Origin of the sequence: Methylobacillus glycogenes JCM 2850 (assembly GCF_000617925.1) — a bacterium.
GTDB classification, from domain to species: domain Bacteria; phylum Pseudomonadota; class Gammaproteobacteria; order Burkholderiales; family Methylophilaceae; genus Methylobacillus; species Methylobacillus glycogenes.
The window spans coordinates 64,682-90,153 of sequence record NZ_BAMT01000013.1; the positions used below are offsets into that span (position 1 = coordinate 64,682).

Here is a 25,472-nt window from a genome sequence, read left to right on the forward strand (position 1 = left end):
TCTTTAAATCATGAATTTGCGTGCATCTGCTTTTCGCTTGAGGCGATGGACGCCGCAAGGTGATCGTTCATGAGAGAGCGACCAGGCAGGGCTTATGTAGCTGTGTATTTTCAAGAAAATCTTGTGCGTATCAAGAGAAAGGTACAGGAGTACGCCACTAGAAAAACATTAAGAGGCGAGCCAAACCCCCGGCACTTGCTTCAATAGCTGTGGCTGCTTCCTTCCGGACCTGACCAGGTTCACTACTTTGCAATGCGGGGAGGCCCGCCAGGCGCTATTCTAACCGAAAGCGGCGCTGACAGGGATGGATTATCTAATGTGCATGGGATATATTCGATAAATCGATGGAATGACAAGAAAAATGACAAGCCTTTACTTCAACCGGCTTATTCAACCTTTCCTGGGGAGCCAGCCCCCTGAAACCAGGGATACCGTAGCGCTGGGCATGGTAATTTTATCCATCCTGGTGTTGGCGGAAAGCCTGATTTGTGTGCTGTGGATCTATACACTTTCCGGCCTGGGCGATGGCTATGCTTCATGGCCGCTGTGCCCTATGTCTACATCATCATTTCCTACAGTAGCTTGTTGTTGTTCTACCATTTGCGCCGCTTCGACGCTTTCAGTTTCACCCAACTGGTGATGTTGTTGCTGATGCCTTTCCTCATGCAATGGATGATAGGAGGGTTTCATGCCTCCAGTGGCGTGGCCTTCTGGGCGGTGCTTTCCCCGGTGGGTGCATTGATGTTGTTAGGTACGCGCCAATCCACACCTTGGTTTGCCTTGTTTGCACTGTTGACCTTGCTTTCCTGGGAGCTGAATGCCGATTTCGCCCAGAATGCATTGCCAATTCCTCCAATGTGCGTGACACTTTTTTTGCCATCAATATGGCTGGGGTGTCCATCATTCTCTACACCGTGATGCGCTATTTCCAGTCACAAAAAGCCAAGGTGCTGGATGCACTAGCGCAAGAGCAGGCCAGGTCTGAGCAGTTATTACGCAGCATCCTGCCTGAATCGGTGGCGCAGCGCCTGCGTCACAGCAGTGCGGCGCGCATTGCCGATAGTCATGATGCCGTGACTATCCTGTTTGCCGATCTTGTAGACTTCACGCGCATCTCAGCCAGTCTTACGCCTACGCAAGTGGTGGATATGCTCAATCACGTGTTTTCCAGGTTTGATGCCTTGGCGGAAAAATATGGCGTGGAAAAGATCAAGACCATAGGTGACGCCTATATGGTGGTGGCTGGCGCGCCCAACCCCAGGCCAGACCATGCACAAGTCATTGCCGAGATGGCATTGGAAGTGCCCTTGATCCTGCAGCAGATATCGCAGGAAACTGGCCAGCCCTTTGCCATGCGCATAGGCATTAACAGTGGCCCGGTAGTGGCAGGCATCATTGGCAATACCCGCTTTAGTTATGACTTATGGGGCGATGCAGTCAACCTCGCCAGCCGCATGGAGCATAGCGGCCTGGCAAATGAGGTTCAGGTTTCTGCGGCAACCTATGAATTGCTCAAGGACGACTACTTGTTTGAACCGCGTGGCCGCATAGATATCAAGGGCAAAGGGCAGGTGGAAACCTATTTGCTCAAGGGCAAGCGTTATACCTCAAGTTGAGGCGCTACCAGCCCGAGGGCGAGTCATCGAACTCACTGGTTGAGTTCAGGATGATCCTGAGTGAGGAAAGCCTTGAGCTGAGCCTCATCCTTGCAATCCCCGGTCAATCTTTCTAGATCCACACGGTAAACTGGCCCCATCTCTGCCAATTCATTAACCCGCGTCGCCATACACTCATCCGTACCCCCGCGTATGGCATTAAGCTCATCCTCAGACACTTCAGTACAGAAATGGCTGACCCCCATCAGTGTCATATTGGTAATGGCGCGATCTGGCGATACATCATTCTGCAAGCTGGCAAAGCAGCCAGGGCTATCTTCCATCGCCGCTTGAATAGCTCGGGTGAGGCCGGGCGTTGCAGGTAATAGACGGTTCCGGCAAAACTGGCTATCGTCAAAACCAGGACTAGGGGTTTCCAGTCAAAACGTGCTGCTGTGTTGGTCAGATCAAGGGTCATTAGCGTTGTAGCCTGATAAATGATGGTCTCGGAGTGCCAATCTTTAGTAGTGTTTGTTTAAGCATAAATCTGTTTATGCAACGCTTTAGCGCTACATGCAGCTTGTATCGCTTGTGACAGAAGTATCCCTTAGCGCCGCCTGCATTATAAGCCAGCTGACATAGCAACATGTGCTCAAGCGGCTAGTCGCTAGCCGTCAGCATGCCACAACTTATACCACGCTACACACGCCTAGTTCATTCGGACTAATCGCAGAATTGAGGCAAGCCTATGACGAAATCGGGGTGTATAGCAGTTGTTGCCAGCACAACTTTTTGTTTCCCAGACAGCAATCATTCAAGTCGATGTTGCGTGAGCAATAGCTAGGCTTAGGTTGGTATTAAAATTAATTGCATTAATTAGTTAAATGTAAACAAATGTTTGGGTATGTTATTTAAAGTTAAATATTGATTTTAACTTGCCCGTCACCTTTGGCACGTTTCCTGCGAAATGAGTGGGGTTCTTAAACCTCATCAATAAGCTAATCAGGGAGCTTGTCAGCACATGGGTTCTATCGTTACAACAAGAAATACATTTAATTCAGAAACCTACATAGGTAAAAAACGCCTCATCAGGGTTGTGCTGGCGGCAGTCTTTGTTTCACAGCCTATCGCATATGCCGAGGAAAGCGCCGAGAGTACAGGGGCGGCTGAGATAAAAGCTGAAAAGCAGAAAGCCAGCAAAGCCGAGCAGGAAAAGCTGGATAAAACGCTGCCCAGCGCAGAAGCGCAGCAACAGGATGCAGCACTCGGCAATGTGATAGTGACCTCGCAGAAGCGCGAGGAAAAAATTCAAGATGTGCCGATTTCGATCAAGGCAGTCAGCGGCACAGACATTCGCGACAAGAATATATTTCTTTCCACCGATATCGAACGCCTGGCACCCAATCTCTCAGCACAAGGGGGGGGCCGCAACGGCAAGCCGCGCTGGTTTCTGCGTGGCATAGGCACTAATGACCCCAACCAGAACAATGAAGGGCCATTGAGTATTTATGTAGACGAAGTCCCCATCATTTTGCAGAAGAACCAAAGCTTTCCCTTGTTTGACCTGGAGCGGGTAGAAGTATTGAGCGGGCCGCAGGGTACTTTGTGGGGCAAGAACAATACCGGCGGGGCAATTCAGTTCATCTCGAAAAAGCCATCATTTGATACGGGTGGTTATGCCAAGGCCAATCTGGGGCGTTTTGATAGCCAGATTTTCGAGGGCGCTTATGGCGGTGCCATTATTGATGAGCGCCTGGCAGCACGTGGTTCGCTTTATTACGAAACCTATGACGGCTGGGCCAAGAATATCCTCACCGATAACTATGGCCCTGAACTCAAGGACATCAACGGTCGCTTCCAGCTACTGGCCAACCTGAGTGAAAACCTAGAGGCGCAATTAATCCTCAATTTCCGCTCTGCCGATATCAGCAACAACCCCAGCTATACCGTGGGTGGCCGCAACGCTCCAGGTAGTGCTGTGACCCAGACCAATCCCAATGGCATCATCACCCAGGGCCAGACCGCAGGGCAAATTGCGGCAGGCGGTGGCTATGTGCCGCCTTATGGTGATGATCCTGATGCCTATAGCGATTTCTGGGGTGGGGGTGGCAAGACCAAGGATCACCGTAACAGTGCCATCCTTAAGCTCAACTGGCAGTTGGGGGAATACAACCTGACCTCGATTACAGGCTTTGTTGGCGGCCATCAAAATGCGCTAAGCCTGGTGGGCGTACCGGCCAATACCACCCTGGCTCGTAGCAGCAGCAACAATAGCGATGAATCCAAACAGCTCTCGCAGGAAATACGCCTGAGTTCACCCATAGACCGCGACATTACCTGGATTGCTGGTTTGTATTACGACCACCTGGATGCGGCCGTATATAACCGCGGCGCGCGCTTCCGCAATGGTGGTAGCGCCACTGTGGCGACCAACCGCGATCAATATACCGAAAGCTCCTGGGACCAAACCTCGGAAAGTCAGGCCATTTTTGGTAACGTCAAATTCCGCTTTACCGAAAAAGCCGCTTTGGGTGTGGGCTTGCGTGTCACGCGGCAAGAAAAGGAAATCACTGAACGATCCTTGTCCATCAGCGATACAGCAGGGGCCAATCGCGTGGATTTCAGCGGTGAAGATACCTGGTATCAGGGCAATGGCGTCACCTTCCTGGCGAATCCCACAGTAGAGGTGTTGAGCAGCAAGATTTCCAATACCAAGGTCACAGGCGATATTACGCAGGAATATCGCTTCAGCGATGATTTCCTTGGCTATGCCAAGGTGGCCACGGGTTTCCGTTCTGGTGGTTTTAATCAATCCATCACTGCGGGGCAGATTAGAGTACTACAACCCGAGACCATTGTTGATTATGAAGCTGGCTTCAAGAGCACCTGGCTCGATGGTCGGCTGACCTTCAATACGGCGGTGTTTTACTATGACTTGAAGAACATCCAGCTCAATATCCAGCAAGCGGTGTTCGATAGCAGTGGCACCTTGCTCGCCACCAGCGCCGCAGGGCAATCTGATGGTAACGTCAAGGGCATAGAGTTTGAGACCAATGCGCTGATTACGCCCAATTGGCATCTCAATGCCAATCTTGGTTTGCTGCGCTCCGAGTACACCAACTTCAATTACACCGTAGGTGGTGTGCAGGGCAATGCCAGCGGCAATGAGTTCTACCGTACGCCCAAGACTTCATTCCGCCTGGATACCGATTACACCTTCCATCTCAACCCCGGCAAGCTGGTGCTAGGCACGGACTGGTCGTTCCGCAGCCATATTTACCACAATGCCACTGTGCAGAATGACCCCACCCAGGAAACCCCGTCCTATTGGCTGGGCAATGCACGCCTGACCTTTGTGCCACATAGCAAGAAGTGGCAGGTTTCCGCCTATGCCAACAACATCACAGACAGGCAAGAGCCTTTCCTCAGGCAGATCGTCAATGCCACCAATGGCACATACCCGGTATCTGTAGGTATTCCCAGAACCTGGGGTGTCACGGCCACCATCAATTTCTAGAACATGCGCGCACTGCTGGTAATACAACATTTGGATTGCAATGTTGTGCTGCCAGCAGCTGGAGGCTTCTTGTGCTTGTGAGTCAACAGTTGCTGTAAACAAGCGTCAGAAATTTCTGAGTAAAAAATATCAATAATGGTTGATAAATTTAATTAATAAACATCTGGTTAATGTGATTAATTAAAGTTAATTATTACATATGAATATCTTATTTGTTATCCCCTGTGAAGTTGGCATATAGCTTGCGGCTCAGGTGGCGGTATAGCAGCCATTCCAAATCAAACAAGGAGTAATGCAATGACAGCATCAACCCAACATGATCCGATCAATCTCTGGTACACCCGCTGTGGTGCTGCCACGGCATCGGCACTGGCTATCCGTAAGCAATGGCTGCAAGCCGAGTTTTCTCAGGGCGGCACGGTGCTGCATTCGCTGCGTGATTCCGAGAGCCTGGAAATCCGTAACTCCCACTACCATCATGGCCAGTCCGGCATGTTCCGTGAAGGCGGCAATATTCCGCCGCTGTGGGCTAAAGGCCAGCAGCAAGATACCGTAGTCGTCGCCATCACTTGGCTGGATGAATACCAAGGCATTATCACGCGCAAGGGCAGTGGCATTGAAACTGTGGCGGATCTCAAGGGCAAGCGCCTGGCGATTCCTGATCATAGGGATGCGGTCATCGACTTCCAGCGTGGTGCTGCCCAGCATGGTTTTGCGACAGCGCTAGGCCTTGCGGGTCTGAGCAAGGATGACGCCCAATTCGTTGATATTGCTGCCCCTAGTTACGATCTGCAGGAAGGCCCGCGCCAGGAGCGCACCAGCTATCGCCATGTCGAGCTTGAAGCCCTGAATGCCGGGCAGGTCGATGCCATCTTCGTGCGTTTTGCCCGCGGCTATCAGCTGTCCCAGCATGCCGATTACCACCAGGTGATCAACATCAATGAACTGGCAGACCCATTGCTGCGCGTCAATAACGGTACCCCACGTCCTGTGACTGTAGACCGCGCCTTTCTCAATCGCCATCCCGATATTGTGGCTCGCTACCTAGCGGTGCTGCTGCGCACGGCCAAATGGGCTGCGCAAAATCCCCAAGAGGTGTTGAGTTTGTTGCTGCCGGATCAAACCAGACAAACAGAATTGTCCATTGCCGATATTGTGGGTTCACATGGCAAGGACGTGCATCTGGCCTTTACTCCCAAGCTGAGCGAAGACTACATCCTCGGTCTGGAAACCCAGAAAAACTTCCTGCGCGACTGGGGTTATATCGCCCATGACTACGATGTACGCGACTGGATAGTGCATGAGCCTTTGCAGGCAGCACAGGCCCTGGTGGATGCCCAGCCGGATTTGACTGAATTCAGTCACGAGATTGCCGCTTAAGAATGCAGCTTGAAGCCCTGCTGTGCTGCAGAAACTTCGGGGCGCAGCAGAGTTGAAGCAACAGCTAGCCAGCAAGCTTAATGCCTTTATCCAACCCAGCCGCCGCAGACAACTGCGTCGGCAACCAAGAGTGTCATGCATGAGTAAAGAAAAACGTCAGTTGATATTGAATGTGTTCCTGTTGCGCTACGGCCATCATCCCTCGGGCTGGTTGCACCCGGTGTGGAAGGAAGATGGCAGGCCGGATTTGAACTGGTGGGTACGCGCCGCGCAAATTGCCGAGGCCGCCAAGTTTCATACCTTCTTTGTCGCCGATTTCATAGGCCGCAGCAGCAAGGCGGCAGAACAAGTGGATACCCCCAACAACTTCCACTTTGAGCCATTCACGCTGCTGTCCGCCATTGCCACGCAGACTAAGCACATAGGCCTGGTGGCAACGGTCAATACTAATTTTTCCGAGCCATACAATCTGGCGCGGCAATTTACTTCGTTGGATCACCTTAGCGGCGGGCGGGCAGGGTGGAATATCGTTTCCTCCTTCAACCCGCATACCGTGAAGAATTTCGGCATCTCAAATACACGCGGTCACGAGGAACGCTACGAAAGAGCCAGTGAATATGTGCAACTGGCGAAAGCCTTGTGGGATAGCTGGGATGATGATGCCTTTGATCATCCAGACCGAGAGGCTGGCGTCTTCTACAAGCCGCAGTCTGGCCATCCGGTTGATTACCAGGGCAAGTTCTTCCAGTCGCAGGGCTTGCTGGATTTCCCACGCCCGATTCAAGGCTACCCGGTGTTTGTGCAGGCGGGTAATTCCGAGACTGGGCGTGAGTTTGCCGCACGTCTGGCCGAGATGACCTATAGCTCGGCAACTTCCCTGCAAGTGGCCAAGGATTATTACGCGGACGTCAAACGTCGTCTGGCGAAATATGGCCGCGACGAAGACCAGCTCAAGATTACTCCCGGCCTTAATGTGGTGGTCGCCGACACCGACCAAGAGGCACAGGACAAGTTTGGCGAGCTGCAAGCACTCGTGGATTTCAGCAAGGTCGAGTTCGGTGGATTTGATCTTTCTGGCTATGACCTTGATGGCCCCTTGCCTGACTTGCCTTACAACCCAGGCGAGAATGGCCGTGGCCGCTTCCAGCAGCAACTTGAACTGGCGCGCCGGGAAAATCTCAGCATCCGCCAACTAGTACTCAAGTTCCAGGTGGCCAGAGGTCATGTGCAAGCCATAGGCTCGGTCAAGACTGTAGCTGATTTGATTGAGGAGTGGTTTGTCGAGAAGGGCGCTGACGGCTTCAATGTTGTCCCGCCATACTCGATCAAGGGGCTTGAGGATTTCACGCGACTGGTGGTGCCAGAGCTGCAAAGACGCGGCATTTTCCGCACCGAGTATGAAGGCAACACCTTCCGTGAAAACCTCGGGCTCAAGCGCCCGATTAATCCCAACACTGCGGTCTGAACCCCATGAGCCAACGTCAGTTAGTCCTCAATGTGTTTTTCCAGCGCTTTGGCCATCATCCCGCAGGCTGGCGTCACCCCAGCTCGCAAGACGATGGACGTCCCAACCTGGCCTGGTGGGTGCGCGCTGCCAAGCTGGCAGAGGCAGCCAAGTTTGATAGCTTTTTCCTGGCGGATTTCATAGGCCGCTCCGGCAAGGTTGGCCCGCAAACTGGGCGTGACCGTATCAGCTATCAGTTTGAGCCGTTCACGCTGTTATCGGCAATTGCCGCCAACACCCGGCATATAGGGTTGATCGCCACCGCCAATATCAACTTTAGTGATCCGTATAACCTGGCGCGGCAATTCACCTCGCTGGATCACCTCAGTGGTGGCAGGGCAGGCTGGAATATTGTTTCTTCCTTCAGCGAGCACACCGCGGCCAACTTTGGCATCACAGCGCCACGCGCGCATGAAGAGCGCTACGCCCGTGCGGCAGAGTTTGTAGCACTGGCCAAGACCTTGTGGGATAGCTGGGATGATGAAGCGTTTGATCAGCCAAACCAGCAGCAGCGCCAGTTCACCCGACCTGAGTATGTGCACCCGCTCAAGTTTGTGGGCCAGTATTACCAGTCTGAGGGCTTGCTGGATTTCCCGCGACCATTGCAAGGCTACCCGGTGCTGGTGCAAGCGGGTAACTCCGAGACCGGGCGCGAGTTTGCCGCCAAGGTGGCAGAGATGAGTTATTGCTCGGCTACCTCTCTGGCGGTTGCACAGGCTTATTACAAAGACGTCAAGGCGCGCATGGCCAAATATGGCCGCGATGAAGATCAACTCAAGATTGCGCCCGGATTATCCGTGGTAGTGGCCGAGACTGACCAGGAGGCACAGGACAAATTTGCCGAGCTGCAGGACAGAGTGGATTTCAGCGATCTGCAATTTGGCGGTTTTGATCTTTCGGCTTATCCGCTGGATGGCCCCTTGCCGGATTTGCCTTATAGCGCGGGTGAGAATGGCAAAGGCAGGTTTCAGCAACAACTGGAACTGGCACGGCGCGAGAACCTCAGCATACGCCAGTTGGTACTCAAGTTCCGCGTGGCCAGAGGCCATTTGCAGGCCATAGGCTCAGTCAAGACCGTGGCTGACCTCATGGAGCAGTGGTTTATCGAGCAGGGTGCCGATGGCTTCAATGTCGTGCCGCCACTGCTACCACAGGGCTTTGAGGATTTTGCGCGCCTGGTGGTGCCCGAGTTGCAAAGACGTGGTTTGTTCCGCAGGGAATATAGCGGCAGCACCTTGCGCGAAAACCTCGGGCTCAAGCGCCCAGCTCATCCATCCCGTGCTGACAGTGCAGCGCCAGCCGTGCATCAAGCCGCCTAAACATCAGCCCGGCCAAATCACCATTCTAGGGACAAGCTTATGTGGTTTTATCTTCTCAAGCGCGTACTGATTATGCTGCCCACTCTGGTAGGGGTCTTAACCCTGACCTTTGTCATCACCCAGTTTGTCCCCGGTGGCCCGGTCGATCACGCCTTGGCGCAATTGGATGCCGATAGCGGCAAGTCTAGTGTTGAAAGCGGAACCAATGGCGGTAGCTGGAATTACAGCGGCAGGCAGGGCATAGATAGCCAGCAGGTGGAGCAACTGGGCGAACTCTATGGTTTCGACAAGCCAGTGCTGGAGCGCTACTGGCATTTGCTCAGCAGTTTTATACGCTTTGATCTGGGGGATAGTTACATCCGCGAAGAAAGCGTCTGGACGCTGATCAAGGACAAGCTAGGCGTATCGGTGTCACTCGGTGTCTGGACCTTGATTCTGACTTATCTGATTTCGGTGCCACTGGGGGTGGCCAAGGCGGTGCGCGCTGGCTCGACCTTTGATGTGGTGACCAGTGTCATTGTACTGGTGGGCTATGCGGTGCCTGGCTTTGTGCTGGGGGTGCTGCTGATTGTGTTGTTTGGTGGTGGTTCGTTCTGGGATATCTTCCCCTTGCGTGGCCTGGTTTCTGACGATTGGGATAGCCTGAGCACACTGGACAAGATCAAGGACTATCTCTGGCATATCGCGCTGCCAGTGACTGCCTCTGTTGTCAGCACTTTTGCGCTCAAGGTCTTGCTGACCAAGAACACCTTTCTGGAAGAAATTCGCCGCCAATATGTGCTGACGGCACGCGCCAAAGGCCTGTCTGAAAGGCAGGTGCTGTGGAAGCATGTATTCCGCAATGCCTTGCTGCCCTTGATCACGGGTTTTCCCGGCGCGTTCATCATGGCCTTCTTTACTGGCAGCCTGCTGATAGAAACCCTGTTTTCACTCGATGGCCTGGGCCTGCTGTCGTTTGAGTCCATCAATAGCCGCGATTACCCGGTGGTGTTGGGTACCTTGTATCTGTTCACCCTTGCCGGACTGGTCATCAAGCTACTGGGCGATGTTGCCTACGTGCTGGTAGACCGCCGCATCCGTTACGACGCCTAGGAGCTGAAATGAGCCTGCCTGTGATTGAGATTTCCAGCCCAGAACTTACTAGTCAAGATCCTGCTAAACAAGACCCTGCCAGCAACACAACTGCTGCCACTAACGCCAATCTTGCTTCCAGCAGCCATCAGGCTCCCGGCAAGCGCCTATGGAAGCGTTTCAAGCGCCATAAGCTGGGCTTCTATAGCCTGATTATTTTTGTTTCACTGTATGTGTTCACGCTGGCGGGTGAGCTGGTGTCGAATGACAAGCCGCTGGTGATCTATTATGAAAAGCAATGGTATTTCCCCTTGCTCAAGGATTATCCCGAGGCGGAGTTTGGTGGCAACCTGCCTATACAGGCGGATTACCATGACCCATTCATCCAGGCGCAGCTGGATAAGCCCGGCAACTTTGTGCTCTACGCGCCCAATCCTTACTACTACGACACCCTCAACTATTTTTCCGAGACTGACCACTATCCCGGCCCGCCTGATCATGACAACAAGCTGGGCACGGATATCGCCGGGTATGACATCACGGCGCGATTGATTTATGGCTTCCGGGTTTCGGTCACCTTTGCGCTGGGGCTGACCTTGGTCGGCACCATACTCGGTATTGCCATAGGCGCAATACAGGGTTTCTTTGTCGGCAGGGTAGATCTGGTGACCCAGCGTTTAATCGAAATATGGGGCTCCATGCCCGAGTTGTATCTACTCATCATCTTTGCCTCTGTGTTTGAGCCTACACTCAGCCTGCTGTTTATCCTGCTGTCGCTATTTGGCTGGATACATCTCTCGGATTATGTACGCGCCGAATTTCTGCGCAACCGCCAGCTGGAGTACGTCAAGGCCGCACGAGCCTTGGGTTTATCCAACAGCCAGATTATCTGGCGCCATATCCTGCCCAATAGCCTCACTCCGGTGATTACCTTTCTGCCATTCCGCATGAGTGCCGCCATCATGGCCCTGGCCAGCCTGGATTTTCTTGGTATGGGCGTCACCGCACCCGCACCCAGCCTGGGGCAATTGCTGCTACAGGGGAAGGAAAATCTGGATGCCTGGTGGATAGCGCTGTCTGCATTCAGCGTGCTGGTGCTGACGCTGCTATTGCTCACCTTTATGGGCGAGGCACTGCGCAATGCACTCGATACCCGCATCGCCGATGAGCAGCCCGATGCTGAGCCGCAAGCCGATACCATTCTGGCACCACTCAAGACTGGGGCGGCGTGATGACTCAGCCTTTACTTGCGCTGGAAAATGTCAGCATTCATTTCGGCAACAAGCGTGTGGTCGATAATCTCAATCTTGAGCTACGCGCGGGTGAACGTCTGGCCCTGGTAGGTGAGTCCGGTTCCGGTAAAACCGTGACCGCACTCTCCATACTGCGGCTATTGCCGCAAACCCGAATCAGCGGCCGCATTTTGTTTAATGGCGAAAACTTGGTGGCCAAGTCCGATGATGCCTTGCGTCAGGTGCGCGGTGCTGATATCGCCATGGTGTTCCAGGAGCCCATGAGTGCGCTAAATCCGCTATACACCATAGGTGCGCAGATTGCAGAATCCCTGATGCTGCATGAAGGCCTGACGCGTGCCCAAGCCAGGGTACGTACCATCAGCCTGCTGGAACGTACTGGCATACGTGAGCCTGAGCGACGGGTAGATAGTTTCCCGCACCAGCTTTCTGGCGGTCAGTTGCAGCGCGCCGTGATTGCCATGGCGCTGGCGTGCAACCCCAGAGTGTTGATTGCCGATGAGCCGACCACCGCACTGGATGTCACGGTGCGTGCGCGTATCGTCAAGCTGTTGATTGATCTGCAAGAGCAGGGCCTGACGCGGCACAATGGCGAACCCATGGCCATTCTGCTGATTACGCATGATCTCAACCTGGTGCGGCGTTTTGCCCAGCGCGTGGCGGTGATAGAAAAAGGCAAACTGGTAGAAAGCGGGGAGACCGAAACCCTGTTTGCCGCGCCGCAGCACCCTTACACCATCAAGCTTATCAATAGCATTCCTGTACGCAACTTGCAGAATGTCAGCCCGCAGGCTCCGCTGTTGCTGGAGACGCGCCGTTTGCGCGTCGAGTATCCCAAAAAGCGCCAGGGCATTGCTGCCTGGTGGGGCAGTGACAGATTTGTGGCACTTGCGAGTGCCAATATTGAACTGCGTCAGGGTGAGACCATAGGCATAGTTGGTGAATCCGGTTCCGGCAAATCCACCTTGTCGCAAGCCATACTGCAATTGATACGCAGCGCTGCGGGCGAGATTGAGTTTGAAGGCGCACCACTGGCCAGCCTGAGCAAGAGCCGCATACGTCAATTGCGCTCGCGTCTGCAAGTGGTGTTTCAAGATCCGTTTGGTTCCCTGTCACCACGCCAGACCGTGAGCCAAATCATAGGCGAAGGTCTGGCCCTGCATTTCCCTGAGCTGAGTGCTGAGCAGCGTTATCAGCGCATTGCCCAAGTGCTACAGGAGGTTGGGCTGCCGTTAACAGCGTTGGATGCTTACCCGCACGAGTTTTCCGGCGGTCAGCGCCAGCGGATTGCCATTGCCCGGGCTGTAGTGCTGGAGCCCAAGGTCTTGATTCTGGATGAGCCTACCTCGGCGCTGGATGTTTCTATTCAGAATCAGGTGCTTAAACTGTTATTGGGCTTGCAGCAGAAATATGGCCTGAGCTATGTGTTGATCACGCATGATCTCAGCGTGGTCAATGCCCTCGCGCATCGAGTCTATGTGCTCAAGGATGGTGAAATTGTTGAGCATGGCGAGACCGAGGCGCTGATGGCAAGCCCCGCCAATCCTTATACGCAGGCTCTGGTACAAGCCTCACTTTAAAATCCAAGAATAAAAAGTGTCATGACGCCCATCTCCAACACCTTATCCAAGAACTTGTCCCAGCACATTGCCAAGACTATCAAATTGCTCATGCTGCTAGGCTTAATCAATCTGGCCCTGCTGCATGCTCCCAGTGAAGCCGCGCATGGCATTGCCCAGTTTGGCGAGCCTAAATACCCGGCAGGGTTTCGCAGCTTTGACTATGCCAACCCGGATGCGCCTGTGGGCGGCAGCTTGACCCTGGCCTTGACCACGCAGAACAGCAGTTTCGATAAATACAATCCGTTCAGCATGAAGGGCAGGCCAGCGCCCGGAGTGCTGGAGCTGATGTTTGAGACGCTGACCATCAATAGCTGGGACGAGGTCAACACCCAGTATGGGCTGCTGGCGGATGATATAACGCTTGCCCCCACGCAGGACGCGGTGACGTTTCATATTCGCGATGAGGCGCGCTTCTCCAATGGTGACCCGGTCACTGCCAGTGATGTGGCGTATTCCTTCCGCGTGCTGACCAGCAAGGAAGCCAGCCCCAAGTTCAAGGCCTATTTTTCTGAGGTGGAGAAGGTGGTGGTGCTGGACAAACAAACCGTGCGTTTCGATTTCAAGCGCAAGGGGCGTGATATTTCCTTTATCGCGGGCAGCTTGCCAGTGTTTTCACCCAAGTGGGGTGCCTTGGCAAATGGCGAAAAAACGCCATTCAGCAAGCTTAAGTTTGAGCAGCCGATTGCCAGTGGCATTTACCTGATAGAAAAGGGCAGCCGCGGCCAGGGTATACGCTATAGGCGCAACCCGGAGTATTGGGGTAAGCACCTGGCGGTCAGGCGCGGATCATTCAATTTTGAATACATTGCCTACAAGCTCTATAAGGACCCCGATACCCAGGTAGCGGCCTTGCGCGCTGGTGAGTTTGATTTTCTTAGTGAAACCAAGATGCGCTATTGGTGCTGCCAATATATAGGCAAGCGTTTTGATGAAGGCGAGCTGGTCAAGGAAATCGTGCCTCACAAAAACCCGCCAGGCATGAATGGCTGGGTGCTGAATCTCAGGCGTGAGCGTTTTCAGGACCCACGCGTACGGCTGGCGCTGAATTACGCCATGGATTTTGAGTGGATAAACCAGAAGATTTTTGCCAGCGAATTCAAGCGCCAATATAGCTTTTTCTCCAACAGCCCCTTGGCAGCCAGTGGCAGCCTAGTGCGGATGAACTCAAGCTGCTGGAGCCACTGCGGGATGAGATTCCGCCAGAAGTATTTGGCCCAGTCTTTGTGCAGCCAAATACGCATCCGCCTTCCAGTGTGCGCAAGAGCCTGACCCGTGCGCTAGCGTTGTTTGCCGAGGCTGGCTGGCATAATCGTGATGGCGTGTTGCGCAATAGCAAGGGTGAGCCTTTTGTGATTGAAGTGACGGGGACGCGCGGGCAAAACCCATATATGGACCCGATTTACCTCAACATGAGCAAGCTGGGCATAGTCGTCAAAAAGAAGATAGTGGATGCGGCCACAGGCCGTAGCCGCATGAAGAACTTTAATTATGACTACACCACGGTGACGTTCCGCGATGCACGCATGCCTGGCCCTGAGCTATGGCGCAATTTCAACAGCCATGATGCTGATGTGCCGGGCTCTGAGAATGTGGCCGGGGTGAAATCACATGCGGTTGATGTGTTGATCGCCAAGGTGCTGGATGCCGATAGCCAGGAGGCACTGGAAACCGCCGCCCATGCGCTGGATCGGGTTTTGATCCATAGCCATTACATTATTCCCTGGCGTTATCTGACCCAGCATTACTACATTCACAAACATTATCTGCAGCGCCCGCAACAACTGCCGGATTATTACGCCGCCCAGGATTGGGCGATGGCCTATTGGTGGGATAGCCGTCAGGCACAGGCAGCGCTAACGTCACAGTCTCAGATCTATAGACCACAGGCCGCACACTGGCATGGAGATGTGGCGGCCTGGAACAAAGTGCTTTACCAGAAGTAAAAAAGAATCAAGCTTGAGCTAAGCAAGCTTCAGGGCACCATGCTGTGCATTTAAAAGTCACGCTGTGGCTGCGCAGTGTCGCGCTAGGCCAAAAGGGGACTGCAACAGCGCGACTTTTTGCTCTACTTTTTCTCCACTTTTTTCTTTAGGTCTTAAACCGGTTCCCAGGCGCGACCGCCTTGCTCCTGATGCGGGTTACCTTGTATGCGTACCAGTTTGGCCGGGCCTTCGCGCCGTGGGGAATGAATTTCACCTTCGTTATAAACGCGGGCATGCCCAGGTGTGAGTTGTATGGAATCCCTGAGTTTGACCTTGCCTGGCTTGTCGGCTTGGGCGGCTTCTATTTCATCCCAGCCATCCATGGTGGTTTCACCGCTAACCTGGCCGTAGATGGCCCAGGAAATGCCATGGTCGTGCGGCTTGGTGCGGCGTGCTTCCTTGAACACATGGCCGAGTATGGCAAAGCCCAGCTCCTGGTCTTCATACAGCACCCGGCGTTGCGGCTGCTCATCGCCCAAATACTCTGCGATAAAAGCCTGATCTTTTACCAAGGTTTCCAGCAGTTGTCTGACCTGCTCACGCCCTTGTGGGCCAGGGTCGGCTGCGAGCAGGCTATGGGCTTGTTGGGCAAAGGTTTGCAAGGTGGTGGACATAAGGTCTCCTGGTTCAGCTAGTGATTGAAAGGTTGTAAGCGCGATGTGTAGTCAGGCGTGTAGTCATATGCTTAGGCATGCTTCAGGCTGCCGCATGAATGCCATGCCCCTGGGTCTGCAGCGAGAACAGGCGGGCATATAAGCCATCCGGCAGGCGGGTGAGGGTGTCGTGACGGCCTTGCTCCAGTACTACGCCGTCTTGCATCACCAAAATCAGGTCTGCATTCATGACGGTGCTGAGTCTATGAGCAATGATGACCGAGCTGCGGCCACTGACGAGTTGTTGCAGACCTTGCTGCACCAGGTGCTCAGATTCGGAATCCAGCGCGCTGGTGGCCTCATCCAGAATGATGAGTTGCGGCGCTTTCAGGATGGCGCGGGCAATCGCCACACGCTGTTTCTCGCCGCCAGAGAGCTTGATGCCGCGCTCACCTACAAGGGTGTCGTACTGATTATCCATGCGCAGAATGAATTCATCGGCATGTGCGCTTGTGCAGCCAGGCGTACTTCTGCCTCGCTGGCGCCAGGGCGGGCAAAGGCTATGTTCTCGCCTATGCTGTCATTGAACAGCGCCACATCTTGCAACACCACGCCCATCACCGCACGTACGCTGCGTTGCTGGTAATCGCGCAAGTCACGGCCATTGATGAGAATGCGGCCAGCAGTTGGGTCATAAAAGCGCATCAGCAGCTTGACGATGGTGGTTTTGCCGCTGCCGCTGGTGCCCACCAGGGCCAGGGTCTGGTTGCGTGGCAAATGGAAGGAAATATGCTGCAAGGCCGGGCTGGCCTTGCCGGGATAAGTAAAGCTGACGTCCTCGAAGGTGATGCTGTCCAGTTGCTCCAGTTTGATGGCGTCCGGGCGGTCAGCAAGTTCTGAGGCCACATCCAGCAGTTCCACCAGGCGCTCGGCATTGCTTTCTATCTCGCTGGCCTGATTGATCTGGCGAGCAATCGGCCCTATGGTCATGATGAGGTTTTGCGTCAGGGTCAGCACCAGCAGGATATCGCCAGTGGTATAAAGCCCCTGCAGCGCACCACGCACCGTCAGGCTCACCGCCACAAAAACCGCCAGGGTGTTCAGCAGGTTCAAGCCTTGCTCGGATTTCCACTGGGTTTTGTGCAGTTTGTCGCGCACTATCATCCACTCGGCCTGGGTGTCGTCATAGCGCTGCTTGACCGCAGGCTCGCCACCAAAACTGCGTACGGTGGCGATATTGCCTACCATCTCGGCCAACAATCCTGTCATCTTGCCAGCCAGGGCCTGCCAGCCACGCCTGTAAGGCTTGGTCCAGCCCACAGTGCGGTAAGACACCCAGAAATTCATGAGCAACACCACACCCATGATCAGCCCCACCAGCGGAGCCTTGAAGGCTAGCACCACCAGAATAAACACCATCTGCAGAAAGCCCGCAAGCGTGCCTTCGGTGAGTGAAGACAGCCACATGGTGATGGTGGTGATGGTGCCAAACCTGTCCATGATTTCGCCCACGCGCGTCTTCTCGAAATAATCTATGGATTTCTGCGTCATGTTGTCGAACACGCGCTGGCGGAAAGTGCTGACGGTATCCAGCCATAAATCATCGGCCTGCTTGTTCTGCAGTGCGGTAAATATCACCACCCCCATGCGCAGCGCGAAGAACAGGCCCAGTATGACCGTGACACTCCAGGTGGCAGCTTCATGGGTGATGCGGCCTGCCAGCATATTGGCAATGACATCGACAATATGTTTGTAGAGATAGGGCGTGGCGGTATTGATAAAGCCGAGTATGGTGCCTACTGCAATGACGGCAATCACCCGGCCTTTATATTCGGGGATACATTGAATGGCCAGCCACAGATTCTTCATGAAGTTTCACACTAGAGATGATTAACCACTGATCAGTGCATGATCCATGCCATGGAGCTGGGCATACTAAATCAATCACTTAGCTTGGTATAAATCCGGTAGGTGTTGCTTTGTGTGCAGATGTTGCTGCTGCAACAGCAAACACTGCTTTTTCTCATCTCGGTGCGCTTGCTTTGCTTTACGCAGCAGTGATTGTTGTATTGGCAACATTGCTGCCTGTAAGCCAACTTGGCAAAACCTTGCAGATACCCAATAAAGCCGCTGCAACAAGGTCGGGTGGATATGGCTGAGCTTGGCACGATAGTTGCAAAACCCTGCTGATTGATTCGAGAGCTAGGGATGCAAGGTGGAGCTGATACTGACTAAGGCGTGGCTGGTATACCGGGTGGCCAAGGCACAGCTACAGATATCGCTCAATAATTTCTACGAGGATTTTTATCAGCTGATTGCAATTCCGCTGGTGGGTATCGCGCCGATTGCGGTGTTTATCCATGCCGGGCGGGCTGATCTGCTGAGCTATGCCTTTGTTGCCATTGTCACCATGACCATAGGGCAGATGGGCTTGTTTACTGGCAGCGAGACCATTGCCATGGACAAGCGCTTTCAAGTAGTTGACCTGATTGTCAGTTCACCCACCTCATATTTCACCCTGATCGTGATCCGTAGCCTGGTGTTTGCCATTCTCGGTTCTTTCAGCATTGTGATTGCCTGGTTTTTTATCCAGATCTGGTTCCGCGAGACGCTGGTAGTGCATCACCCCGGGCTGTTGTTTAGCAGTGTGCTGATGACGGTACTGGCGACAGCAGGCTTGTCTACGGTAACTGCGGCGCTATTTTCACTGGCGCGCAATGTGCGCACCTTGCAGGCCTCCATCAATGGACCGCTGTATCTGCTCAGTGGCGTGCTGGTGCCTGTGGCTTATCTGCCTGCCTGGGTTCAGTTACTGGCACCGGGGGTGTTTTTCTACTGGTCGGCCGCGTTGATACGCGACGCTTTTAGTCCAGAAACACCTGTGGCAGTGGGTTTGCGCCTGCTGTGGATAGGTTTGTCAGCCTTGGTGTTGTTTACCCTGGGCGCTTATCTGTTGCGGCGCATGATCAATATTCTGCGCCGTGAAGGCACATTGAGTTTGACGGAGTGAATATGCGGCATCTATTTGCGGTGGGTTGGATGCTGGGGGTGGAGGATTTCAAGTCCTTTTGGAACTGGCGCTCCTGGACCTTTGGCTGGTTGCTGCGCATTGTAACTTCCGGGCTTTCGCTGGTGCTGGTGGGCAAGCTGCTGGGCTCTGCAGCCTCTCTGCATTATCTGTTAATAGGCAATATCATCATTTCCGGCTGCATAGGCGCGCTGTTTGCAGTGATGGCCACCACCTGGAATCGCCTGGACGGCACTTATCCCTTGCTGGTGATTGCCCCAGCCAACCTGATTCCTGCCGTGATAGGGCGCAGCATTGTCTGGATGCTGCAAGGCATTGCCACCTCAGTGGCGGTGTTGTTGATCTACAGTTTGATTTTTGGCCTGAAGTTTTCTGCGCTGCAACTGGCCCTGGCCTTGCTCAGCATAGTGCTGGCCAATTTAAGTACTTATGGCTTTGCCTTTTTCCTCGGTGCCCTGGTCGCCAGGCTGCCTTCTATGCGTAGCGTAGTGTTCAATTCCACAGGCAGCCTGCTGGCCGCGTTTTGCGGCGCAGCTGTGCCCATCAGTTTTTGGCCAGAAGCGCTGGGCTGGCTGATCAAGCTGCTGCCCAGCACCCATGCCCTGATTGCCATGCGCAGCGCCATGGCCGAGCTTGAGGTGACGCGCATTGCCATTGAGCTTGGCTATGAAGGCTTGATTGCGCTGCTGTGGGCGGGCCTGGGGGCTGCCATCATGACCTATATGGTCAATGCGGGCCGCGCTGACGGCTCTATACAATTTGAATAGAAAGGCTGTGAAATGCTGGCAATTGATGTACAGGCACTGCGCCGCGTCTATAAAGGCCATGGCAAACAGAAAGAGGTGGTGGGTCTGGATGGTATTAGCCTGCAGATAGGCGCTGGCGAGATACACGGCCTGCTGGGGCCAAACGGTGCGGGCAAGACCACTTTGGTCAAGGTGCTGTCTACCATCTTGCTGCCTAGTGCCGGGCAGGTGAGTATTCTGGGCCATGATGTGGTGCAGCAGCCCAAGAAAGTCCGCGCCTGATAGGCATTTTGCTGGGCGGTGACCGTGGCATATACAACAAGCTGAGTGCCAGACAAAACCTGGAATATTGGGCGGCCTTGTATGAAGTGCCTTATCGCGAGAGTAGCAAACGTGTGGATACCCTGCTGGAAAGGGTGGGCTTGAGTGCCAAGGCCGATCAAAAGGCCGAGGGGTATTCACGTGGCATGAAGCAGCGTTTGCACCTGGCACGCGCTTTGGTGGGCAACGCCCCTGTGCTGTTTTTTGATGAGCCCACCATGGGCATGGACCCGCTGGCAGCAAGGGATTTCCGCAAATTGATTGCCGAGCTCAAGGCCGAGGGCAAGACCATATTATTGGCAACGCATGATATGGCGGAGGCCGAAGCGGTATGTGACCGGGTTAGCCTGATAGACAAGGGCAGACTGCTGGCAGTGGAAACGCCGCAGACGTTGTCACGGTTGCTGGGGCAGCATGAATGGGTGGATTTTGAGGCGAGTGAAGAGACTTTTCATGCGCTGGCGGCCAAGCTGGACAGCCGCTTCACGGCCATTAGCCGCCCCAATTCGCAATACCGCATTGAGGTGCAAGGCGCGGGCGAGGCCAGGCAGATATTGCAGCATCTGGTGGGGCATGGTGTAACTTCCATACAAACCAGCAGGCCCAGCCTGGAGGAGGTCTACGTGCATATTGTTGGTGATCGTGGTTTATCGGTATGAGGCAGGTTGATGGTGATTGATATCCCCAGCCCGATTGATTTGCGCCTGATGGCGCATGCCAGCGCCTGGCAGAATCTGCCATGGTTAAACGCCCCTGGCGCAGCAAATTCTTTCAGGCTTTTGTCGATGCCATAGCCAGCGATTTTGCGGGTGATCACGGCCATGAGCTTGCAGCCTTGAGTGGAGCTGGGATTGGGGTCGAGCATGGAGCGGCCAATCAACGCGGCGTTTCTGCCCCTGTGCGCATATTGGAGCTGGGTTCTGGGCCGGGGTTTCTGGCGCAAGCCTTGTTGCAGGCTTTTCCCAGCAGCCACTATGTAGCGCTGGATTTTTCTGCGGCCATGCATCAACTGGCAAAACAGCGTCTGGGGCAGGCGAGTGCGCGGGTCAATTTTGTACAGCGCAGTTTCAAGCAGGCAGACTGGACGCTGGATTTACCCAAAATTGATTGCGTGGTGACGCTGCAGGCAGTGCATGAACTCAGACACAAAGCCCATGCCGTAGCGCTGCACCGCCAGGTCAAAGCCATTCTTCAGCCGCATGGGCATTACTATGTCTGTGATCATTATGCGGGCGAGGGTGGCATGGGCAACACCGAGTTATACATGACCGTCAGCGAGCAAAAAGCCGCATTACATGCAGCAGGTTTCAGCAGCGTCAAAGTCTTGCTGCAGGGGCAGGGCTTGGTGTTGCACCAGGCCAGCCCCTGAGCCGCAGCCATCATGTCTTTACGTGTTTCTTGCTGGCAAGCAAGGGGCAGGAGCATGGGGCCAGCTGATTCTCGGGTGATTGTCATCTAGCAATGCGCCATCCTGCCCACTGAGGCTGCCAACCGCGTTGCTGCAACACCTTGAGAATGGCTTCGCGGATCGGCGGATCATCTTCAATCTGCCAGGCAATCTGTGGGAATGGGCCTTCAGCACTTAAAGCAAGCAAGGTATTGGTGGCTACCAGCAAGGATTCATCTTTGGCGATAGGCTGAACCTGTGTCTCGCCATTGGGCCGGAATAGCGCAATCTGCAATTGATCACCGCTGCATTGCGCCTGGACCTTGATGCCGGATACCGAGATCAACAGGCCTTTGGGCCCGCGCAGGTTTTTGGCGATGGCGTTTTGCAATTCTTCTGCCGTCAATCTGGCTATCGCAAACGTGCTATCTCGTGGATAAGCTTCATACAATGCGCCATAGCGTAGTGGCCCCGCAGGTAAATCTGCCCGCAGGCCGCCCGCATGGGTAATGGCAACATCTACTTGGGGCCGGGCCAGCAGCATGCTGTCTGCCACCAGATTAGCCAGGGCAGATTCCTGCCTCGCAGCTTTGGCACGCAGTATGGGTGTGGTCAACTCAACACCCACCAGGCTGTTACGGCGTTGCTCTGCTGCTTGTAGGGCGCGGGCGACGATGGCGGTCACTGCGGCATCATCCTTGACTGGCTGGCCTTCATATTCACTGGCAGAGCAAGCGCGATTGTCCTGATTGCTCAGGCATAGCGTGACTGGAGCGTGCAATTGGGACTCACTCACTTGGCAGTCTCAGCGTTCACCAGCAAATCTAGCCTGGCGAGGGTTTCGCCATTTTTCCCCGCTTGAATGATGGGGATGCCGTTAACGCGATGCGCGACTTTTTGATGGGTGTGCCCGGCGACAATGGCATCTACCAAGCCAGGCTCAAGCGCCCGCGCTACCTGAAAAATTTCTGCTTGCTGATCGCAAGAGCTGAGGTCATCCGCATTATCAAAATGCTGGCAGCTGCCTCCAGCGTGCGCCACCGCAATGACCACCGTGGCGCCTTGGGCACGTACTGCACGGGCTTTATCGCGCAGCAGTCTTGCTTGCGTATTGATGGCCTGCGCCAGCGGCGTGAGTGCCAGGCCCTCAAACACCGGAATAGGGATGGACTGCGTCGCTTCCAGCGTCATTACCCCTACCAGGCCCACCCGTATGCCTTGCACATTGATGATAGTGCTGGGCACGATGTCCGGGTGCAGCAAGGTCTTGCCGCTGTGCTTATCTACGGTGTTTGCGGCGAGAAAAGGAAAGTGGGCTTGCTTGGCTCTGGCATGCAAGGCGCCGCGTGGGTTGTCTCCAGCTTTGGGAATAACGGCCGGGCCTAGCGGACCAAAATCAAATTCGTGATTACCCACGGTGACCGCTGAGTAAGCAATCTGGTTGTAAGCTTCTATCACGGTGGCCCCTTCATTGAGATTGGAAGCCAGCTCGCCCTGAAACATATCCCCGCCATCCAGCACTACTACGCCACCGCCATCTTGCGCACGGGCAGCGCGCAGATTGTTGATATAGCCCGCAATCGTAGGCAAGGCCTCAATATGGCCATGCAAGTCTGTGGTGCTGAGGATGGATAAACGAATATCGTGAGTTGAGGGCAATGCGGGTGTGTGGCTTGCAATGTTTGCCGCACAGGAAAGCAGGCAACAGGCGCTAAGCAGGTACAAGGGCAGGAATTTGATCATCATCTATTTCAGGTATGGAGACCCTCAACATGTAGGCAAAATTCAAGCCATGGTGATGCGCGATTTGTCCTGCAACTGATTGATGCCGATGATTAATTTTTGTACAGACTTGCTGCGCTCGCAGCAAGATGCTGGTGCTGGAGCAGCATCTACTGTCTGCGTGCGAGTTAGGAGTCCAAATATGAATTTAGATATGAATTTAGATATGAATTTAGATATGAATTTAGATATGAATTTAGATATGAATTTAGATATGAATATCGCTATGCATCAAGCTTGATTTTCAATCTCGGTGTAAGGAGATAACAAGGTGCTTCTATTTTTAGCTTGATCAAAAATATCATGTTGCTTGAATCCCAAGGTGATATGCAGATCAGCGGCTGGCAGCCCAAGGCTGGCACGAATAGCCTGGACTTCCCGGCTTTCGCAGACGATGAAATAGACTTCGTTACTGCCTTCGGCCACATGGCCTACCCCCAGCAGGTCAACCTGCAATGGATAAGCTAGATATGGTTGGATGCGTTCTAAAGAGAGTTTGGGGTACTCAAGAGGGGTAATTGCCGTCAAATGATGATGCGGCCCATCCCGTCGCTGTTGTTGGGTGGTGTAGATGCGGTAGGTCGCGGCATCAAGTCTTTGCTGAAGAAATTCCAGATACGGCTCGATCAGCGCCAGGCTGATATCCACATTCAAGTAGGGTGCCAGCGTGTTATCTATATCTAGTGCAATCCTGGCGTTATGTATATGCATACGCTTCAACTTCCATTCGCATGAAAAATAATCGAATGCCGTCAGGAGGAGCGTGGGTGTGGAGGCTCCCCGGTTGCGGCAGCTATAGGCCTGGGCCGGGGAGGATTATCCCATTGCAGAGGATAAAATTAATAGTAATTTTACTATATTTGTCTATTTGTGATTGCTGGCTGGTTTACCTCTCATGGCTGCAAATAACCCAGATCACGTAGAAATTTTTTCTGTTCTCCATACGCAGCAAGCTCCAGCTCCGGGTCTGGGTCTAAGGTGCTGCGCTGATCCACCAAATTGCGCGTGAGCAAATGCCCTACGCCGGGATAGACAATCGCTTGGCAATGCCCATGGGCTGCCACGACTTTTTCACAGTAAAGCTGGGCAGTGCTGACAGGCGCAACCGTATCTTCAGCACCTGCAATATGCAGGGTAGGGGGTGTGCCTTGGCGAATGTGGGCGATGGGCGAAAACCGCCATGCATCTGCACCAGGCCCCAGCAGCCTGGAATAATGCGCAGACTGCTCGGTATCCACACTGGCTGATACCAGAATCAGCGCATTGGCCGCAGCATCAGCAGTATTTTCTCCTGCAATATCACTAGGGCAACCAGCCGTAGCGGTAGCCGCAACCAGTTGCCCGCCCGCAGAAGCCCCCCAGCCTGCAATACGGCTGGCATCTATATTCAACGTGCCGGCATGCGCTCTCACCCAGCGGAAAGCCTCACAAGCATCATTGAGTGCATCTGCGGGTGTGGTGTTAGCGTCAGATAAGCGATATTGCACAGGAATCGCCACCAAGCCATCTTCTGCAAATTGCTTGGCCAAGCCAAATAGCCACTCAGGACGCCCACGCACCCAGCCGCCGCTGTGGAACAGCAGTATGGCAGGCTTGGGTGTGCTGGTAGATTGCACTGGCTGAAAGATAAAAAGATTTAGCTTGTGCTGCTGGGTATAGGTGTACGGCGTGTAGCCAGGTGTGGTTTGTCCTGGCACATAGCGCGGGATATCGAATGATTGGGCTGGCTTGGGGAGTATCGCTTGTTCCGCATGGACAACATTGCTCAGTAGTAGGCTTGTGCTGAGAAGGAGTGCAGGTAAGGATATGAATGATGTAAATGTCATGGGTCAAATCTGCTGGCAGCTGTTTTTAAACAATGCCGAAGGTGCCTAAGTTGTGCATAGAGCGTTGGAGTCAGCATTTTCTATGCCAAGACGTTTGTACAGCCTGTCATGATGGTTTTTATCACGGATATTTTGAGCCTGGTTTCGCCCAAGGTAAGGGGATGAGGTTGTCAAAAAAGCAGGCAAGAAGCACATTGGGGGGAGGGAAGTGCCATGTCATGAGCTGGGTGTTTCAGATGCCAGCAGCAGAGTACTACAAACTATTACGGCAATATTTTCATGGAATTTTGTTAAGAAAATTAATAGATATCAAGTAAAGTTTCTATAGCGTTTGCTCTAAATTCAATATTATCTAATGCGTCAGAAGTGTTTTTGTCACACCAAGCAATTGCAGCTATTGTTTGTATTGCAACATATAAATTGAATCTATCTTCATTGATTGACGATTCATATGTGCTAGCCCAGGAATTTTTAACGATTTTAGCTTCGTTTTTCTCTTTCCAATCTAAAGTCGCCCAGACAAACTTTGCCAAATCATATGCAGGG

27 protein-coding genes and 1 other RNA gene are annotated in these 25,472 nt (G+C 53.7%); 18 read left to right on the plus strand and 10 right to left on the minus strand.

Translation table 11 applies throughout. From position 1 onward, the window contains the following. Positions 1-171: 171 nt before the first annotated feature. Positions 172-269: signal recognition particle sRNA small type (ffs, locus tag JCM2850_RS21130), an RNA gene on the minus strand. 268 nt (positions 270-537) lie between these two features. Here ffs and JCM2850_RS23055 point away from each other — a divergent pair. Both JCM2850_RS23055 and JCM2850_RS23060 read left to right on the plus strand, forming a co-directional pair. Next, on the plus strand, positions 538-918 hold the full coding sequence (locus JCM2850_RS23055) for a hypothetical protein (protein WP_051525432.1): 381 nt from the start codon (positions 538-540) through the stop codon (positions 916-918). Continuing rightward, complete coding sequence (locus JCM2850_RS23060) at positions 858-1,616, plus strand: adenylate/guanylate cyclase domain-containing protein (protein WP_234406280.1); 759 nt, start codon at positions 858-860, stop codon at positions 1,614-1,616. The genes JCM2850_RS23055 and JCM2850_RS23060 overlap by 61 nt, the downstream gene beginning before the upstream one ends. Before the next feature lie 32 nt (positions 1,617-1,648). Here the strand turns inward: JCM2850_RS23060 and JCM2850_RS14095 are convergent, their stop codons facing one another. Next, entirely contained in the window at positions 1,649-1,939 is a 291-nt protein-coding gene (locus JCM2850_RS14095; RefSeq protein WP_025872663.1) for a hypothetical protein, read from the minus strand. 677 nt (positions 1,940-2,616) lie between these two features. Here JCM2850_RS14095 and JCM2850_RS14100 point away from each other — a divergent pair. The 9 genes from JCM2850_RS14100 to JCM2850_RS23070 all read left to right on the plus strand — a co-directional run bounded on the left by JCM2850_RS14100 (position 2,617) and on the right by JCM2850_RS23070 (position 15,204). Continuing rightward, positions 2,617-5,112, plus strand: a complete 2,496-nt coding sequence (locus JCM2850_RS14100; RefSeq protein WP_081775089.1) for a TonB-dependent receptor — start codon at positions 2,617-2,619, stop codon at positions 5,110-5,112. A 297-nt stretch (positions 5,113-5,409) separates the two neighbouring features. After that, positions 5,410-6,492, plus strand: a complete 1,083-nt coding sequence (locus tag JCM2850_RS14110) for an ABC transporter substrate-binding protein (RefSeq protein WP_025872667.1) — start codon at positions 5,410-5,412, stop codon at positions 6,490-6,492. A gap of 139 nt (positions 6,493-6,631) precedes the next feature. Beyond that, complete coding sequence (locus JCM2850_RS14115; RefSeq protein WP_025872669.1) at positions 6,632-7,957, plus strand: LLM class flavin-dependent oxidoreductase; 1,326 nt, start codon at positions 6,632-6,634, stop codon at positions 7,955-7,957. Positions 7,958-7,962: 5 nt separating this feature from the next. Then, positions 7,963-9,315 (plus strand): LLM class flavin-dependent oxidoreductase, encoded by a 1,353-nt coding sequence (locus tag JCM2850_RS14120; protein ID WP_025872671.1) that lies wholly within the window; start codon positions 7,963-7,965, stop codon positions 9,313-9,315. 39 nt (positions 9,316-9,354) lie between these two features. Continuing rightward, positions 9,355-10,407 carry a microcin C ABC transporter permease YejB gene (locus JCM2850_RS19590; RefSeq protein ID WP_036266321.1) on the plus strand — a complete coding sequence of 351 codons (1,053 nt, stop codon included), beginning with the start codon at positions 9,355-9,357 and terminating at the stop codon, positions 10,405-10,407. An 8-nt stretch (positions 10,408-10,415) separates the two neighbouring features. Further along, the gene (locus tag JCM2850_RS14130; RefSeq protein WP_025872673.1) at positions 10,416-11,618 is read left to right on the plus strand and encodes an ABC transporter permease; all 1,203 of its coding nucleotides are present in this window, start codon (positions 10,416-10,418) and stop codon (positions 11,616-11,618) included. Continuing rightward, positions 11,618-13,219, plus strand: coding sequence for an ABC transporter ATP-binding protein (locus JCM2850_RS14135; protein WP_025872675.1), 1,602 nt, complete (start codon positions 11,618-11,620; stop codon positions 13,217-13,219). Before JCM2850_RS14130 ends, JCM2850_RS14135 begins: the two co-directional genes overlap by 1 nt. Positions 13,220-13,240: 21 nt before the next feature. Next, positions 13,241-14,530: an extracellular solute-binding protein gene (locus tag JCM2850_RS23065; protein ID WP_234406281.1), complete on the plus strand. Its 1,290-nt coding sequence runs from the start codon at positions 13,241-13,243 to the stop codon at positions 14,528-14,530. Continuing rightward, a complete protein-coding gene (locus JCM2850_RS23070; protein ID WP_234406282.1) occupies positions 14,485-15,204 on the plus strand; it encodes a periplasmic substrate-binding domain-containing protein in 720 nt (239 codons plus the stop codon). The genes JCM2850_RS23065 and JCM2850_RS23070 overlap by 46 nt, the downstream gene beginning before the upstream one ends. 152 nt (positions 15,205-15,356) lie before the next feature. On the opposite strand, the gene JCM2850_RS14145 is transcribed toward JCM2850_RS23070, so the two are convergent. The 3 genes from JCM2850_RS14145 to JCM2850_RS19600 form a co-directional block, all read right to left on the minus strand. After that, a complete protein-coding gene (locus tag JCM2850_RS14145) occupies positions 15,357-15,857 on the minus strand; it encodes a cupin domain-containing protein (RefSeq protein ID WP_025872677.1) in 501 nt (166 codons plus the stop codon). 82 nt (positions 15,858-15,939) lie between these two features. Next, entirely contained in the window at positions 15,940-16,317 is a 378-nt protein-coding gene (locus JCM2850_RS23545) for an ATP-binding cassette domain-containing protein (RefSeq protein ID WP_267879296.1), read from the minus strand. Continuing rightward, positions 16,290-17,705 carry an ABC transporter ATP-binding protein gene (locus tag JCM2850_RS19600; protein WP_267879297.1) on the minus strand — a complete coding sequence of 472 codons (1,416 nt, stop codon included), beginning with the start codon at positions 17,703-17,705 and terminating at the stop codon, positions 16,290-16,292. Before JCM2850_RS19600 ends, JCM2850_RS23545 begins: the two co-directional genes overlap by 28 nt. A 110-nt stretch (positions 17,706-17,815) precedes the next feature. Here JCM2850_RS19600 and JCM2850_RS21475 point away from each other — a divergent pair, with 110 nt between their 5' ends. The 6 genes from JCM2850_RS21475 (at position 17,816) to JCM2850_RS19610 (ending at position 21,300) form a co-directional block, all read left to right on the plus strand. Next, positions 17,816-17,995: a hypothetical protein gene (locus tag JCM2850_RS21475; protein WP_148301288.1), complete on the plus strand. Its 180-nt coding sequence runs from the start codon at positions 17,816-17,818 to the stop codon at positions 17,993-17,995. A 56-nt stretch (positions 17,996-18,051) separates the two neighbouring features. Then, the gene (locus tag JCM2850_RS14155; protein WP_025872679.1) at positions 18,052-18,846 is read left to right on the plus strand and encodes an ABC transporter permease; all 795 of its coding nucleotides are present in this window, start codon (positions 18,052-18,054) and stop codon (positions 18,844-18,846) included. A 2-nt stretch (positions 18,847-18,848) separates the two neighbouring features. Then, positions 18,849-19,631, plus strand: coding sequence for an ABC transporter permease (locus JCM2850_RS14160; protein WP_036266322.1), 783 nt, complete (start codon positions 18,849-18,851; stop codon positions 19,629-19,631). Between the two features lie 12 nt (positions 19,632-19,643). Next, a complete protein-coding gene (locus JCM2850_RS23550; RefSeq protein ID WP_159105177.1) occupies positions 19,644-19,892 on the plus strand; it encodes an ATP-binding cassette domain-containing protein in 249 nt (82 codons plus the stop codon). Positions 19,893-19,900: 8 nt separating this feature from the next. After that, entirely contained in the window at positions 19,901-20,590 is a 690-nt protein-coding gene (locus tag JCM2850_RS19605) for an ABC transporter ATP-binding protein (RefSeq protein WP_159105178.1), read from the plus strand. Positions 20,591-20,670: 80 nt separating this feature from the next. Beyond that, complete coding sequence (locus JCM2850_RS19610; protein ID WP_051525434.1) at positions 20,671-21,300, plus strand: class I SAM-dependent methyltransferase; 630 nt, start codon at positions 20,671-20,673, stop codon at positions 21,298-21,300. Between the two features lie 82 nt (positions 21,301-21,382). Here the strand turns inward: JCM2850_RS19610 and JCM2850_RS14175 are convergent, their stop codons facing one another. Further along, on the minus strand, positions 21,383-22,114 hold the full coding sequence (locus JCM2850_RS14175; RefSeq protein ID WP_025872682.1) for a 5'-nucleotidase C-terminal domain-containing protein: 732 nt from the start codon (positions 22,112-22,114) through the stop codon (positions 21,383-21,385). Next, on the minus strand, positions 22,111-23,064 hold the full coding sequence (locus tag JCM2850_RS14180) for a metallophosphoesterase (RefSeq protein WP_081775091.1): 954 nt from the start codon (positions 23,062-23,064) through the stop codon (positions 22,111-22,113). Before JCM2850_RS14180 ends, JCM2850_RS14175 begins: the two co-directional genes overlap by 4 nt. Positions 23,065-23,143: 79 nt before the next feature. Between JCM2850_RS14180 and JCM2850_RS14190 the strand changes: the two genes are divergently transcribed. Next, positions 23,144-23,341 (plus strand): hypothetical protein, encoded by a 198-nt coding sequence (locus JCM2850_RS14190; RefSeq protein WP_081775092.1) that lies wholly within the window; start codon positions 23,144-23,146, stop codon positions 23,339-23,341. Here JCM2850_RS14190 and JCM2850_RS20660 read toward each other — a convergent pair. The 3 genes from JCM2850_RS20660 to JCM2850_RS19625 all read right to left on the minus strand — a co-directional run. Further along, the gene (locus JCM2850_RS20660; RefSeq protein WP_439645877.1) at positions 23,332-23,748 is read right to left on the minus strand and encodes a hypothetical protein; all 417 of its coding nucleotides are present in this window, start codon (positions 23,746-23,748) and stop codon (positions 23,332-23,334) included. The genes JCM2850_RS14190 and JCM2850_RS20660 overlap by 10 nt on opposite strands. A 245-nt stretch (positions 23,749-23,993) precedes the next feature. Next, positions 23,994-24,926: an alpha/beta hydrolase gene (locus tag JCM2850_RS19620; RefSeq protein WP_025872690.1), complete on the minus strand. Its 933-nt coding sequence runs from the start codon at positions 24,924-24,926 to the stop codon at positions 23,994-23,996. Between the two features lie 299 nt (positions 24,927-25,225). Beyond that, positions 25,226-25,472, minus strand: a 247-nt coding sequence (locus JCM2850_RS19625) for a hypothetical protein (RefSeq protein WP_234406283.1), incomplete at its 5' end; no start/stop codon positions are given.